The organism is Fredinandcohnia onubensis (genome assembly GCF_002734285.1).
GTDB lineage: Bacteria > Bacillota > Bacilli > Bacillales > Bacillaceae_L > Ferdinandcohnia > Ferdinandcohnia onubensis_A.
This window is the reverse complement of record NZ_NSEA01000002.1, coordinates 46293-59606: the sequence shown is the minus strand read 5'-3', so window position 1 is coordinate 59606 and position 13314 is coordinate 46293. Positions and strand designations below refer to the sequence as shown.

Sequence of the window (13314 nt, the reverse complement as noted above, 5' to 3'; positions counted from 1 at the left end):
TTGGTAATGGAGGTTTTTAAAGTGTCATTAAGTACGCCGCATGGCGGTTCGCTGGTAAATCGTTTCAATCCAACTTTAAACGTTGAAGAAATCGATAAACAAATTGAACTGAGTAACATGGAGTTAAGTGATTTGGAATTAATAGCGGTTGGGGCATACAGTCCGCTTGAGGGATTTGTAGGTAAAGAAGACTATGAATCGATTCTACACTCAATGAGACTTGCAAATGGTTTGCCATGGTCAATTCCTATCACATTGGCGGTAGATAAGGCAACGGCAAAAAAGATCTCAATCGGCGAAAAGGTTCGATTAGTACAAAATGATGAGGTTTATGGGGTTATTGAAGTAACCGAAAAATATGTGGCAAACAAAGAAGTTGAAGCTTTTAAGGTGTATCGAACGACGGAGGATGCACATCCGGGTGTAAAACGCTTGTATGAAAGGCCAAGTGTTTATATTGCAGGTCCGATTCATATGATTAAGCGTCCAAAAAAGGAAAGGTTTGAAACCTTTTACTTGGACCCAATCGAAACAAGAGCGGTTTTTGAGCATCTTGGTTGGAAGAAAGTAGTCGGATTTCAAACACGTAATCCAGTACACCGGGCACATGAATATATTCAAAAATCTGCATTAGAAGTTGTAGATGGCTTATTTTTAAATCCCTTAGTCGGGGAAACGAAATCGGACGATATTCCAAGTGATATCAGAATGGAAAGTTATATGGTTCTCCTAGAAAAATACTATCCAAAAAACAGAGTGTTCTTATCGGTATTTCCGGCTGCGATGCGTTATGCAGGTCCAAGAGAAGCGATTTTCCATGCTTTAGTTCGAAAAAATTATGGCTGCACTCACTTTATAGTCGGTCGGGATCATGCAGGAGTGGGGAATTACTATGGAACGTATGATTCACAAACTATTTTTAGTCATTTTACAGAAGATGAGTTAGGCATTTTGCCATTGTTTTTCGAGCATAGTTTCTTCTGTAGAAAATGTGGGAATATGGCGTCCTCAAAAACATGTCCTCATAGTAAAGAAGACCATGTCATTTTATCGGGCACCAAGGTACGTGAAATGCTAAAAGCGGGTAAAAAACCACCAAAGGAATTTAGTAGACCAGAAGTAGTCGAGGTCCTCATTCGAGGAATGGCAGAACAATACACGAAGATATAAGGTGGGGAATATGGGCGAAGAACAATATATTATATGGCATCAATCAACGATCACGAAGAATGAGCGACAACAACAAAATCAACATAAAAGCTGTGTGATTTGGTTTACTGGGCTATCAGGTTCAGGTAAATCATCATTAGCAAATGCCCTTGACAAGGAGCTTTTCTCACTAAATGTTCAAAGTTATGTCCTTGATGGTGACAATATTCGTCATGGATTAAATGCCGGACTTGGCTTTAGCAAAGAGGACAGGAAAGAAAATATACGTAGGATAGGTGAGGTATCAAAGCTATTTGTTGATAGTGGGCAAATCGTTTCTACAGCATTTATTTCACCGTTTCGAGAGGATCGCGATCAGGTGAGAGCCTTGTTTCCGGACGGGGAATTTATCGAAGTTTACGTGAAATGTCCAATTACTATTTGTGAAAATCGTGACCCAAAGGGCTTATATAAAAAAGCAAGGAATGGAGAGATATCCGAATTTACCGGAATAAGCTCTCCATACGAAGAACCCAATCATCCAGAGTTGATTATAGAGACAGATAAATTAACCATTTCACAATCAGTTGGAACGATTATTAACTATTTAAAAGACAGGGAAATACTTTTGAAGTAAGAAAGTACATTTGGCTTTCTTACTTTATTTTTTTCGCCAACCCAGTGAGGGTGTGTTGATAAACGAAGGTGCTCTAAGATGATAGATTACGTCAATGATATTTGTTGATACTGTTTGGCATATAATCGCATAAAAAACGATTCGGATATCGATAACTGTTGCTGTTAATAAAAAAATGAAAAAATTTAACCAAAGCATGACTTTACCAGGAGACCAATCATTGTATTGTGCAATCATTAATGTTGGGATAACCATTCCGCCACTAGATGAACCACTTCGAATTAAAAGACCGACACCAATACCAAAAATTACTGCCCCACTTAAAAGGTCAAGCCAGAAGAAAGGGGTTAAGAATGATCCAAGAGTAGATACATAACTCACTGTCACCGAAGTAATCGTCACTGCAATCATCGTTTTTACAGTCCATGAAAATCCAAAGTATTTTAAAGCAAGAATTAAAAAGGAGAAATTGACAATCCAAAGGGATATGCCTAGAGGCAAATCGACCCAATGATTCATAAGTATCGCAAGCCCCGCAGCACCACCGGAAGGAATATTATGAGGAAATAAAAATAAGGACATACCGAGCCCCTGTAAAAATGCGCCGATTACAATACATATATAGGTAATAATAATTTTAGGCATTTGAATAAAAACCTCTCCAACCAGTAAAATAGAAACTCATAACCGTTAACCTCCCAAAACTCACTCTCCTTGTCCATTTTATGATGACAAGCTGTTTGATATGTTCGAAAATTGTTCACAGCTATTTTGTTGTAAGTTTGTCACAGATTCTTTAAAATGAGATATTGAATGGAAAAATGACGAATGTAGGTGAAAACGTGAAAAGAATAAAATTTTTTGTTATGATCGCCCTTATTTTTATTTTGGCTGCGTGTGGAAATAGTGGTATTGCAAATCCATTGAATTATGAGGTTTCCGATTTCTCCTATGTAGATCAGAATGGCGAAGATTTTAGCCTTAAAGATTTAGAAGGAAAAGTATGGATAGCGGATATGATCTTTACACAGTGTGACACGGTTTGTCCACCAATGACTGCTCATATGGCAAAACTTCAAGGAATGGTAAAAGAAGAGGAGCTTGATGTTGAATTTGTTTCCTTTTCAGTTGACCCAGAAGTTGATACGCCTGAAATGCTGAAGGAATATGCAGAAGGCTATTCTGATGATTTATCTAACTGGCATTTGTTAACTGGATATACATTGGATGAAATCACAGTATTTGCAAAAGACAGCTTTGCAGCCTTAGTTGCAAAACCAGAGGGTGAAGACCAGGTGGTGCATATGACTAAGTTCTATTTGGTAGACCAAAATGGAACAGTGTTAAAGGATTATGATGGAGTTTCAGATACTCCATATGAAGAAATTATCGCAGATATCAAGAAAGTACAAGAGTTTGATTGAAGAAGGACTCCAAGCCTCGGAGTCCTTTTTCCTTACCACCTCAATCCTCTGCTGATTCTACGCCGTCAACAACGATGGTTTCTAACTCTTTCCAGAACAGCTCATGACTGGTGAAGGTCATACAGCCATTTGAGATTTGTTCAGGAAATTCATGTTTTGAATCCTGTTGTTTTTCATTATCTTTTTCCATCTAAATGACTTCCTTTCAAATATAAATGTATGTGCATAGTTTTTTTAAAATGGCCTACTTTTATCTTGCCTTACTTTTCCAAAATAATTTTTAAAGAAAATAGAGAAAATGAAATTGTAAATGATTGTTAAGGGGATGCATCCATGCTCGCAAAAATGAAGTTGTGCGTGATTACCATTTGGACAATTCTTGATCCGATTTATTATGGTCTTACAAGACTTACATATGTAGAGGATAAAGAGATTTTGCGGGTTAAAGTAACAAAATATAAAGGACGTTCATGCGTTCTTGCTGATGGAACTGAAATAAAGAAAAACGATTTATTAATTAAAATTCATTTACATAATGTGATTTTACTTAGAGAGTTGATTGGACTTCAAGGAGAAACTTCAAAGGCTAGAATGATATACAAGCAAGTGAAGCAGGCATTGCCTGGAGTTGCCGAGTATTTACAAAACCATCCAAAAAGGGATGAAATAAAAGGGCTTATTGGTATTACAGCACTAAACAAAGGTAGCAAACGATTAGGCTTTGAAACAGTAGCGATATCGAACAAAGTCTATCTGTGGTTTAAATTAATTGTATTTCTTCCCATGTATGGTATGGCAGTTTCAACTATGTCAGCGCAAAGTATCCGAAGACAACCGATGTATTTATTTATGTCTAAAAATACCTTATTTAAGATGTATCGATAGGTATCCATTCATTACCACTGCTTTTTTCGAATTCTATTATCTATAATGGAAGGAGAAAAGGTGGTGTTTTTTTGTGAAAATTTTTATCGCTCTTATCGCTATCTTAATCGTTTTCTATTTTGTTAGAAAAGCTAATAAAAACACGTATAACGTGATTGTTAATAAAATATCTGTAAACCCAGAACAACAATATGTGAACCCAACACAAGTCAATGTTCTCCACCTATCAGACTTACATCTTGAAAATCTATCGATTACTCCTGATGAATTATACCGACAAGTGAAAAATGAAAAAATTGACCTAATAGCCATAACTGGTGACTTCTTGGATCGTCAACGCAGTATTCCAAAACTCGTTCCGTATCTTGACATACTAAATAAGATTGCACCGTCACATGGTATTTATGCTGTGTTTGGAAATCATGATTATTTTTTACGTAAGAAAAACTTTGAAAAACTTAAACAGTTGTTAGAGGAACACGGGGTAAGAACGTTTCAAAATGAAAATGAGTCACTTCTGATTCATGGTCATCGTTTGAACTTGATTGGGATTGATGATTTTATTTCGAAACGAAGCAGTCTAGTAGAGTCTTATTCATCATTAAAAGCGGGGTATAATCTTGTGTTAACTCACGACCCAAATCTTGTTTTGCAGATGAAGGAGTATCATTTTGATTATCTCTTATCTGGCCATTTTCACGGTGGACAAATTTGTTACCCGAAGCCATATCACTTGGTGAAAATGGGGAAACTTGTTAGAATGAAGATGATAAAAGGTTTTCATACACATGATGGAAAACCGTTTTATATAAACGAGGGATTAGGTCAGACAGGGGTTAATATTCGCGTTCGAAGCAATCCTGAAATTACCATTCACACCCTAACGCTCGGAGCAAAAAATGCATCGGAACAACAAGCAATGTAGTGAAGACGTCCATATAGACGTCTTTTTTCATCATCTATTTAATGAATTGGTCAAACTTTTATGAAGATTGGAATTATTACTTTGAATAGAAGATATTTCAACGAAACATGAATCCTTAAAGGTTTTTTTACGTATGCTATAATACTAAACTTGTAGACAACAGTCTGGAAAGAAATGTGGTGAGCAAGTTGAACAAACCGATTTTAGCCATTATTATCACTAGTTTATTATTAAGTGGTTGTTCAGGGGGAATAGCTACAACAACAACAGCTACAGCCACCAGCGACCATGATACAGGTCTATCTCCAAAGAGTGAAGTTCCGGATGATTTTATCCCTAGAGAACTCCGTATTGCATCAATTGGCGATTCATTAACAAAGGGTGTCGGTGATGAATCGAAGCAGGGGGGCTATACTTCGTTGCTGGAGGAAAAGCTTCTTAGTGAAAAAGATGTAAAATCGGTTACTCTCCAGAATTTTGGTGTGAAAGGTCATAAGACAACTGACCTTCTAAATCGATTGCAGAATGAGGAAGTTCAAGAAGGGATTGCGGATGCTGACATCATTGTCATTACCATAGGTGGAAATGATATAATGAAAATTGTGAAAGAGAACCTTTTTGATCTATCATTACATGTGTTTGAGAAAGAACAGGCTAAATATGAGGTTCGCTTACAAAAAGTCCTCGAAAATATTAGAAACCATAATAGTGAAGCCGAAATCGTACTAGTTGGGCTGTACAATCCGTTTGGTTGGTTTATTGACCTTTCCACGGAAATTAATACAATTGTAGACAATTGGAACGAAGGTAGTGAAAGAATTCTTTCAACATTTGACCATACTAAATTTGTAGTCCTAGACGATGTTTTCAGTCAAACGAGTGATAATCTTTTATCAGAAGATGAGTTTCATCCAAACGCAAAAGGGTATGAAATAATGAGTGAGAGGATTTTCGAATCAATCAGAAAAGAGTGATTTCCTACGTAGAGGGGGTCTTTGATGAAGGTAAAAAATAAATGGAAGTTTCTTTTTCTCGCACTGCTAGCACTTAATCTCTTGTGTGTGCTTATCTTTTTCGGATTGCTTTTCGCACCTAATAAAGAAGTGGCCCTGAAGGAAAATGTCGACTCAACGGATAAAGTAAATCTGTCAGTCGAAACCAATAAAGAGGACTTAACGAGAGTAATCAATAGCTTTTTGAAAAAAGAAGCAAAGGATAATCCTCTAAATTACAAGGTTTTGTTAACGGAGCGGGTTATGCTCCTTGGAACGATTACTGTATTCGGGAAAGAAATTGATATGGTTATGACATTTAAACCTGAGGTAATTGAAAATGGGGATTTACTATTACAACAGGAGGCTTTTACCGTGGGTCAAGTAAGCTTACCTGTTTCCTTCGTACTTAGGTATATTAACGACTATTATAATCTTCCAGAATGGGTTCAAATTGATTCGAAAAAACAAGATATCTATGTCTATTTGTCCGAAATGAAAATGAAAAGCGATATGAAGGTCGCGGTCGAAACGTTTGATCTCAGCAAGGACGAGTTACGGTTCAAGTTGCAAGTCCCAATAGACTAGTAAGCAAACCAATGATTGGTTTGCTTTTTTTTTATATATTAATCATTGAATGAGTACAATCCGTACCATCATATCTATGTAGAGGAAGGGTGAGAATAAGGGAGGGTGGGAGATGGCCGATCCAATTGTTACGAGGTCATTAGATGAGATTAGATTTTGGTCTAGAATAATGAAGGAGCACGCTTTGTTTTTGAGTTTGGGTTTTACGTATGAACAACAACAATTAATTAATGAAGCAAAGAATTTTATTACAGTGTTTGAAAGAATTGAGGAAAAGCTAGCTCGGTTTTCGGTAAATTCGGAATTACAGCAAGTCCAAGCATTTAATAATGAAGTGTACCAAGCTGCTGCGTCAATATGGGCATATAAAAGAAAGGTATTAGGGTTAACTTTACGTTGTGAGATTATTACAAACAATTACCCTTTGCTAGTTGACCATATTAGTAGGGAAGCAGCCTATTTTGCTAATCGGTTAAAGGAACTTAATCAAGGAATACTCGCGCCAAAACCAGAAGCCATTATTCAGGAAAATGTTTTCTTCCTTAGAATCATGGCTGATCATGCAAAATTTATCGGGCATTTGTTGGATCCATCAGAAAGAAAGCTTGTTGACCAGGCTAGAGAGTTCAGCCATGACTTTGATCAATTGTTATTTCAAGCAGTTGATTTAGATTCAATGCGACCACAGTCGGAAACAAAACCAATTCTAACTCAGTTTTTAGATCAAAATAGAGTATCAGTTGCCTCACTTAGAGATTTTAAGAAAACAGCGAGGGAGCTAATTGAGGCTTGTCGGATAAAAAGTAATATTCATCCTTTGTTGGCTGATCACACATTTAGAGAAGCGGAAAGGTTTTTAGAAATCATTGATTTATTTGAATCGAGTTTAAAAAGAAATAATTAACGTTGTAACAAGGTAAGAGCAAATCGATGTTGATTTGCTCTTTTTTTACTTTTATAAAGGAGAGGAGCATTTTTTGTGGAAGTAGTATGGATATAATATTAATTACAGAGGTATTTTTATGAAAGGTGAGATGTTTTATGATTTCTGATATAACATCAAAAATGCGAATTGATAAGTCGACGAGTGAGGTGTTTGAAGCTTTAGTAGACCCAGAAAAAATCGGAAACTATTGGTTTTCTAATAGTTCAGGTCGATTGGAAGAAGGAAATAAAATTACATGGATTTATCAGGAATATAATGCAGAATTAACAATTAAAGTAGTAGAGGTAGAACAAGATAAAAAAATAGTGTACAAATGGGGAGAAGGTGAGCATGAAACGACAGTGACTTTTTTGCTTACGGAAGAGCAAAATGGAAGCACAGTATTAGAGGTAACAGAATCAGGTTTTAACACCAACGATCCTGAAATCGTAAACATTCTATTAGGTCAAAAAGAAGGGTGGATGTATATGCTCACCTGTTTGAAGGGATATATGGAAAATGGTATTTCTACGCTTAGGGGTTCTTTGATTCATTAGGGTTTTTAATTTGTGTTATGCTAGTATAATGTTATACATAATTTATTGGGGGTAATAAGATGGCTCTTCCACATTTTGAGGAGAACTTAAAAAAGTATGCGAAGCTTTTAGTAGCTAACGGACTTAATGTGCAAAAAGGTGATTGGGTTAAGATGACAATCACGGTTGATCAGGCTCCACTTGCTCGCCTTGTGACAAAAGAGGCATACGCATTAGGGGCTGAAAAGGTTATTGTAAAGTGGTCTGACGATGAAATTACAAAAGAACACTATCTACATCAGCCTGAAGAGGTATTAACTGATATTCCTGAATACGAAATTCAAGAATCAGATGATCATGTTCTCAACCATAAGGTATGCAGACTTTCAATCGTCTCAAGTGATCCAGGCTTTCTAAGCGGGGTTGATTCTGCTAAAATCTCTGCCTATCAAAACAAAGCTGCGAAGGCATTCAAAGTACAACGGGTTGCGACTCAAAACAATGATTTAAAATGGACAGTTGCAGCAGCTGCTGGAGCAGGGTGGGCGGCTAAAGTATTCCCGGACCTTGCAACAACTGAGGAGCAGGTGGATGCGCTTTGGGATCAAATTTTCAAAACTTGCCGAGTGTATGAGGAAGACCCTGTTGCTGCATGGGACGAGCATACAAAAGTTTTGAATGAAAAGGCAGCCAAGTTAAATGAAATCCAATTTGATGCGTTGCACTATCGAGCACCAGGTACGGATTTAAAACTTGGTTTGCCCAAGAACCATATCTGGGAAAGCGCTAGAAGCTATAATCCAAAAGAAGAAGAATTTATCGCAAATATGCCGACTGAAGAGGTATACACGGCTCCAGATACACGTCGTATGGACGGTGTAGTTCGAAGCACAAAACCATTAAGCTATGCAGGCACCTTAATAGAAGGTATTGTAGTGCACTTTAAAGATGGCAAAATCGTCGATATCTCCGCAGAAACGGGAGATGATATTATGAAGAAGCTCGTATTTGATAATGAGGGTGGAACAGGTCTAGGTGAGGTTGCATTAGTACCAGATCCATCACCAATTTCTCAGTCAGGTATTACTTTCTTTAATACATTATTCGATGAAAATGCTTCAAATCACCTTGCGATTGGTGCGGCGTACCCTACAAATCTTCAGGGCGGCACGAAAATGAATGAAGACGAACTAAAAGAAAGTGGCTTAAATGTGTCAACAGTTCACGTCGATTTTATGATTGGATCAAGTGATATGGATATAGACGGCATTAAACAAGACGGTGCAGTCGTTCCGATTTTCCGAAAAGGTGATTGGGCTATTTAAGAATGTAACGAGGTCCAGGAGAAAGCTGAATAAGCATTTTCTCTTGGGCTTTTTAATTTGGATTGAATTTATTGGTGTTTGTCCATTTCTTCTTCAACTAAGGCATCTAATCTTTCTATCATTTTCTTCGCTTTGTCCTCATCAATTTCACGATAGTGGTGAAGACCACCTTCTTCTTCATCCAGTTCATCTGCAAGCTTTGTAATGGCTTGGAGTGGCGTACGCTTGATAAAACCTTCTTCGATATATGAGTCCGTGTGGAATAGTATAGCATAAGCAATTTCTTTGGCATATTTCGGATTTTCACCTAATCGAATCAATAATTTATGAGCACGTTCTGCCCCTTTAATGGCATGAATGTCATTTTCCTTGTACATGCTATAATCCCATTTTCCATTCTTATACCATGTATAATGCCCCATATCATGGAGCAAAGCTGCTTTTGTAGCAAGATCGACAGAAACATTTTGCTGCTTGGCCATTTTGAAAGCATGGTAAGCACAAGCAATGGCGTGAGCCTTTCCAGAACGAGACAGGTATTTTTGAGCAATTCTATGATTATAAACTTCCGTTAACGTAACATATCTCATTTTCAGGCCTCCCAAAAAAGATAAATTTTTTGAATCTTATCATGTATGAAAGATATTATCAAGAGAGAAACATCTAAATTGATACGAAATAGGTGGAAGAACAAAGCGACCGTGTTAAAATGGTTGTATTACGTGAGTGTGGTGATTTGTTTTGTTTTTACGGAGTGTAAAATTAATATCGGAAAAAATACATAATAAGCGGGCATATCCTTTTTCGATACCAAGTATTAGGGGTCTCGAACAACTTGATTTTTATGAACCTGTTACGTTTTTTGTAGGTGAAAATGGGTCGGGAAAGTCCACTTTGCTTGAGGCGATTGCCCACCAGTGTGGGTTTAATAGTGGGGGAGGGGGAAGAAACAATTCCTATTATTTTGAAGATGCGACCCCAGCCTTAAGTGAGTATATTCGACTCTCATGGATGCCAAAAATCAATCAGGGCTTCTTTTTACGGGCAGAAAGCTTTTTTCATTTTGCCTCTTATTTGGACCAATTGGCTAAGGAGGATCCAACTTTTAACTATGAAGGGTATGGGGGAAAGTCGCTGCATGAGCAATCACATGGCGAGTCTTTCTTGTCGTTATTTTTGAATCGGTTTGGTGAACGAAGTATTTATCTTTTGGACGAGCCTGAGGCGGCTTTATCTCCAGCGCGCCAACTTGCCTTTTTAAGAGTGATTCATGATCTAGAAAAAGGTGGAGATGCACAATTCATAATTGCAACACATTCACCGATATTACTGGGATATCCGAGGGCTCAGATTTTTAATTTTGATGCATCACCAATTGAGCAGATTGAATATGAAGAAACCGAGCATTATCAGATCACAATGGGATTTTTGCATCGGAGAGAACGGTATTTGGACGAGTTGTTTAGAGAGGATGAGGAGGAATAGGATAATCAACCTGTTCTTGTTACAAGTCGAATAGAAGATTAAAAAAAGACTACCAAATTGGTAGTCTAAAATAAACTAATAATCGCACCGCCGATTGCACCTGTTACCACAACAATCCAAGGTGGTAGTTTCCAATAGACAAGCATGCTGAACAAAATGGCTGCGAATGCAAAATCGATTGGTGCATACACAGTGCTGGTCCAAATTGGGTGATAGAAGGCAGAAATCAATATTCCAACCACTGCTGCGTTAACCCCCATTAGTGCTCCTTTAATTTTTGGATTGCGGCGTAAAGAATCCCAGAACGGTAATGTACCTAAAATGAGTAGAAAAGCTGGTAGAAAAATAGCCACCGTTGCAAGTAGTCCACCTTGCCATCCATTTATCACAGCACCAAGATAGGCAGCAAATGTAAACAATGGTCCAGGAACGGCTTGTGCTGCTCCATACCCAGCAAGGAATGCTTCTTCGCTTACCCATCCTGTTGGGACAAATTCACGTTCTAATAGCGGTAATACAACATGCCCGCCACCAAAAACCAGCGAACCAGATCGGTAAAAGCTATCAAACATTGCAATCCATTCCAAGGAAGTAACTTCTCTTAAAATCGGTAAAAGAATGAGCAAACCGAAAAACAACATCAAACAGAAAGCTGCGAATTTACGAGATATTGGGAACTGTAAATTGGTAGTCTCACTGTCTGTATGATTTTTAAATAATATAAATCCTAAAATGGCTGCAATGAGAATAACGCCTACCTGTGTAAAGGCAGTCTGCCACAGTAAAGTTCCAACTAAAGCAAAAAGTGCAAGTGATTTTCTCTTTAAATCTGGAGTAAGTTTTTGTGCCATTCCAAGAATTGCATGTGCCACAACGGCTACGGCCACCAATTTTAATCCATGAATCCAGCCTGCAGTTCCGATATCCAACCCTTGTAGGATTACTGCAAAAAGAATGAGTGCAATGACAGACGGAAGAGTGAACCCCAGGAATGAAACAATTCCACCGAGTACTCCTGCACGCATCACACCAATACCAATTCCGACTTGGCTACTAGCAGGTCCAGGTAAAAACTGACACAAAGCAACTAAATCTGCATAGGTTTTTTCATCCATCCATTTACGTCGACGGATATATTCTTCGTGAAAATATCCTAAGTGTGCAACAGGTCCTCCAAAAGATGTCAAACCGAGTCTTGTTGATACAACTAGAATTTCAAGTAAGTTTTTCATGTTTTCCCCCTTCAACTAATCCTTAATTTCTTTGAAAAGCTCATAAGCTTTATTCCGAGCTTCGATAAGAACGGAATTTCCTTTATCGGTTGTGGTATAATACTTTCTAATTTTTCCGTCTACATTTTTTTCTTCTTTTACTAATAGGCCATCTGACTCCATGCTGTGGAGGATCGGGTAGAGTGTTCCGGAACTTATGACATATCCATGCTCTCTAAGTTCTTCGAGCATCCATGCCCCGAAAATAGGGTGTTCTTTTGCATGGTGTAAAATATGAATCTGGATGAACCCAAGAAAAAGCTTCCTCAATATTTTTTCTTCCACTTTAGTTACCACCAATCAGGTTGATATAGAAAACCAATATCGAAAACCGATATCGGAATTATAGCATACAAAAAAAGATACCTAAAGTCAAAAATGAAAATTTACAAAACCTTAACAATCTGAAACCTTTTCCTAGTCTATACGTATAACAAACTAAAGAAAGGATGTGGGGGATATGAGCAAATATTCAATTGCTGAATTTATAAAAAACACAGAGCAAGAAGACAAAGGTGAAGGATTGTTTGAGTTAGAGACACCTAGAATGCTTGAAGTAAATTTGAATGGGATGATTTGGGCAAAAGCAGGGTCAATGGTTGCCTATAACGGAAAAATCAAGTATGAACGAGAAGGAATCCTGGAGCATGGCCTTGGAAGTATGTTTAAGAAAGCGTTAACAGGTGAAGGGGCATCGTTAATGAAAGCAAATGGGCAAGGGAAACTATACTTGGCCGACAGCGGGAAAAAAATTATCATTCTTCAACTTCAGAACGAATCAATCTATGTAAATGGGAATGATCTTCTTGCCTTTGAACCATCCTTGAAGCATGAAATAAAGCTAATGAAGCGGGTAGCAGGTATGATGGCGGGTGGGCTGTTCAATGTTCGTTGTGAGGGGAGTGGAATGCTTGCGATTACGACTCATTATGAGCCACTTACATTGCGGGTAACGCCAGGAAAACCTGTTATAACAGATCCGAATGCAACAGTTGCTTGGTCTGGAAATCTTCACCCTGAGTTCCAAACGGATATTTCATTTAAAACATTTGTAGGTCGTGGAAGTGGCGAATCGATTCAAATGAGATTTGAGGGAGATGGCTTTGTCATCGTTCAGCCGTATGAAGAGGTTTATATGCAGCAATCGAATAGCTGATATACGAAAAGAAGCA

The 13314-nt window shown here is 37.8% G+C and carries 17 protein-coding genes; 12 read left to right on the top strand and 5 right to left on the bottom strand.

Annotated elements, in window-relative coordinates:
• Nucleotides 1-21: 21 nt before the first annotated feature.
• Both sat and cysC read left to right on the top strand, forming a co-directional pair.
• Entirely contained in the window at nt 22-1170 is a 1149-nt protein-coding gene (gene sat / locus CKJ95_RS01110; RefSeq protein ID WP_099351575.1) for a sulfate adenylyltransferase, read from the top strand.
• Nucleotides 1171-1180: 10 nt separating this feature from the next.
• The gene (cysC, locus tag CKJ95_RS01105) at nt 1181-1786 is read left to right on the top strand and encodes an adenylyl-sulfate kinase (RefSeq protein ID WP_099351574.1); all 606 of its coding nucleotides are present in this window, start codon (nt 1181-1183) and stop codon (nt 1784-1786) included.
• A gap of 24 nt (nt 1787-1810) precedes the next feature.
• Here cysC and CKJ95_RS01100 read toward each other — a convergent pair whose 3' ends face one another.
• A complete protein-coding gene (locus tag CKJ95_RS01100; protein WP_099351573.1) occupies nt 1811-2431 on the bottom strand; it encodes a YitT family protein in 621 nt (206 codons plus the stop codon).
• A gap of 176 nt (nt 2432-2607) precedes the next feature.
• Here CKJ95_RS01100 and CKJ95_RS01095 point away from each other — a divergent pair, with 176 nt between their 5' ends.
• Nucleotides 2608-3210, top strand: coding sequence for an SCO family protein (locus tag CKJ95_RS01095; protein ID WP_180271386.1), 603 nt, complete (start codon nt 2608-2610; stop codon nt 3208-3210).
• A gap of 40 nt (nt 3211-3250) precedes the next feature.
• On the opposite strand, the gene CKJ95_RS23265 is transcribed toward CKJ95_RS01095, so the two are convergent.
• Nucleotides 3251-3400 (bottom strand): hypothetical protein, encoded by a 150-nt coding sequence (locus tag CKJ95_RS23265; protein ID WP_180271385.1) that lies wholly within the window; start codon nt 3398-3400, stop codon nt 3251-3253.
• Nucleotides 3401-3543: 143 nt separating this feature from the next.
• Between CKJ95_RS23265 and CKJ95_RS01090 the strand changes: the two genes are divergently transcribed.
• The 7 genes from CKJ95_RS01090 to CKJ95_RS01060 all read left to right on the top strand — a co-directional run bounded on the left by CKJ95_RS01090 (nt 3544) and on the right by CKJ95_RS01060 (nt 9386).
• Nucleotides 3544-4095 (top strand): YkoP family protein, encoded by a 552-nt coding sequence (locus CKJ95_RS01090; RefSeq protein ID WP_099351572.1) that lies wholly within the window; start codon nt 3544-3546, stop codon nt 4093-4095.
• 73 nt (nt 4096-4168) lie between these two features.
• On the top strand, nt 4169-5020 hold the full coding sequence (locus CKJ95_RS01085) for a metallophosphoesterase (protein WP_099351571.1): 852 nt from the start codon (nt 4169-4171) through the stop codon (nt 5018-5020).
• Between the two features lie 188 nt (nt 5021-5208).
• Nucleotides 5209-5994: an SGNH/GDSL hydrolase family protein gene (locus tag CKJ95_RS01080; RefSeq protein WP_180271384.1), complete on the top strand. Its 786-nt coding sequence runs from the start codon at nt 5209-5211 to the stop codon at nt 5992-5994.
• A gap of 24 nt (nt 5995-6018) precedes the next feature.
• Entirely contained in the window at nt 6019-6600 is a 582-nt protein-coding gene (locus CKJ95_RS01075) for a YpmS family protein (RefSeq protein ID WP_099351569.1), read from the top strand.
• A 112-nt stretch (nt 6601-6712) separates the two neighbouring features.
• Nucleotides 6713-7504: a DUF2935 domain-containing protein gene (locus tag CKJ95_RS01070; protein ID WP_099351568.1), complete on the top strand. Its 792-nt coding sequence runs from the start codon at nt 6713-6715 to the stop codon at nt 7502-7504.
• Between the two features lie 137 nt (nt 7505-7641).
• Entirely contained in the window at nt 7642-8082 is a 441-nt protein-coding gene (locus CKJ95_RS01065; RefSeq protein WP_099351567.1) for an SRPBCC family protein, read from the top strand.
• 59 nt (nt 8083-8141) lie between these two features.
• A complete protein-coding gene (locus tag CKJ95_RS01060) occupies nt 8142-9386 on the top strand; it encodes an aminopeptidase (RefSeq protein ID WP_099351566.1) in 1245 nt (414 codons plus the stop codon).
• 68 nt (nt 9387-9454) lie between these two features.
• Here CKJ95_RS01060 and CKJ95_RS01055 read toward each other — a convergent pair whose 3' ends face one another.
• A complete protein-coding gene (locus CKJ95_RS01055) occupies nt 9455-9976 on the bottom strand; it encodes an HD domain-containing protein (protein ID WP_099351565.1) in 522 nt (173 codons plus the stop codon).
• A 151-nt stretch (nt 9977-10127) separates the two neighbouring features.
• Here CKJ95_RS01055 and CKJ95_RS01050 point away from each other — a divergent pair, with 151 nt between their 5' ends.
• Nucleotides 10128-10871 carry an AAA family ATPase gene (locus CKJ95_RS01050; RefSeq protein WP_099351564.1) on the top strand — a complete coding sequence of 248 codons (744 nt, stop codon included), beginning with the start codon at nt 10128-10130 and terminating at the stop codon, nt 10869-10871.
• A gap of 65 nt (nt 10872-10936) precedes the next feature.
• Here the strand turns inward: CKJ95_RS01050 and CKJ95_RS01045 are convergent, their stop codons facing one another.
• On the bottom strand, nt 10937-12103 hold the full coding sequence (locus CKJ95_RS01045; protein WP_099351563.1) for a chromate transporter: 1167 nt from the start codon (nt 12101-12103) through the stop codon (nt 10937-10939).
• A 15-nt stretch (nt 12104-12118) separates the two neighbouring features.
• Nucleotides 12119-12427: a PadR family transcriptional regulator gene (locus CKJ95_RS01040; RefSeq protein WP_099351562.1), complete on the bottom strand. Its 309-nt coding sequence runs from the start codon at nt 12425-12427 to the stop codon at nt 12119-12121.
• Between the two features lie 175 nt (nt 12428-12602).
• Between CKJ95_RS01040 and CKJ95_RS01035 the strand changes: the two genes are divergently transcribed.
• The gene (locus CKJ95_RS01035; protein ID WP_099351561.1) at nt 12603-13298 is read left to right on the top strand and encodes an AIM24 family protein; all 696 of its coding nucleotides are present in this window, start codon (nt 12603-12605) and stop codon (nt 13296-13298) included.
• The last annotated feature ends 16 nt before the right edge of the window (nt 13299-13314 follow it).

Excerpts from the sequence above, each read along its gene's own strand:
- cysC (WP_099351574.1), top strand. The coding sequence starts at position 1,181 with ATGGGCGAAGAACAATATATTATATGGCATCAATCAACGATCACGAAG.
- CKJ95_RS01100 (WP_099351573.1), bottom strand. The coding sequence starts at position 2,431 with ATGCCTAAAATTATTATTACCTATATATGTATTGTAATCGGCGCATTT.
- CKJ95_RS01095 (WP_180271386.1), top strand. The coding sequence starts at position 2,608 with ATGACGAATGTAGGTGAAAACGTGAAAAGAATAAAATTTTTTGTTATG.
- CKJ95_RS23265 (WP_180271385.1), bottom strand. The coding sequence starts at position 3,400 with ATGGAAAAAGATAATGAAAAACAACAGGATTCAAAACATGAATTTCCT.
- CKJ95_RS01090 (WP_099351572.1), top strand. The coding sequence starts at position 3,544 with ATGCTCGCAAAAATGAAGTTGTGCGTGATTACCATTTGGACAATTCTT.
- CKJ95_RS01075 (WP_099351569.1), top strand. The coding sequence starts at position 6,019 with ATGAAGGTAAAAAATAAATGGAAGTTTCTTTTTCTCGCACTGCTAGCA.
- CKJ95_RS01070 (WP_099351568.1), top strand. The coding sequence starts at position 6,713 with ATGGCCGATCCAATTGTTACGAGGTCATTAGATGAGATTAGATTTTGG.
- CKJ95_RS01065 (WP_099351567.1), top strand. The coding sequence starts at position 7,642 with ATGATTTCTGATATAACATCAAAAATGCGAATTGATAAGTCGACGAGT.
- CKJ95_RS01060 (WP_099351566.1), top strand. The coding sequence starts at position 8,142 with ATGGCTCTTCCACATTTTGAGGAGAACTTAAAAAAGTATGCGAAGCTT.
- CKJ95_RS01055 (WP_099351565.1), bottom strand. The coding sequence starts at position 9,976 with ATGAGATATGTTACGTTAACGGAAGTTTATAATCATAGAATTGCTCAA.
- CKJ95_RS01045 (WP_099351563.1), bottom strand. The coding sequence starts at position 12,103 with ATGAAAAACTTACTTGAAATTCTAGTTGTATCAACAAGACTCGGTTTG.
- CKJ95_RS01035 (WP_099351561.1), top strand. The coding sequence starts at position 12,603 with ATGAGCAAATATTCAATTGCTGAATTTATAAAAAACACAGAGCAAGAA.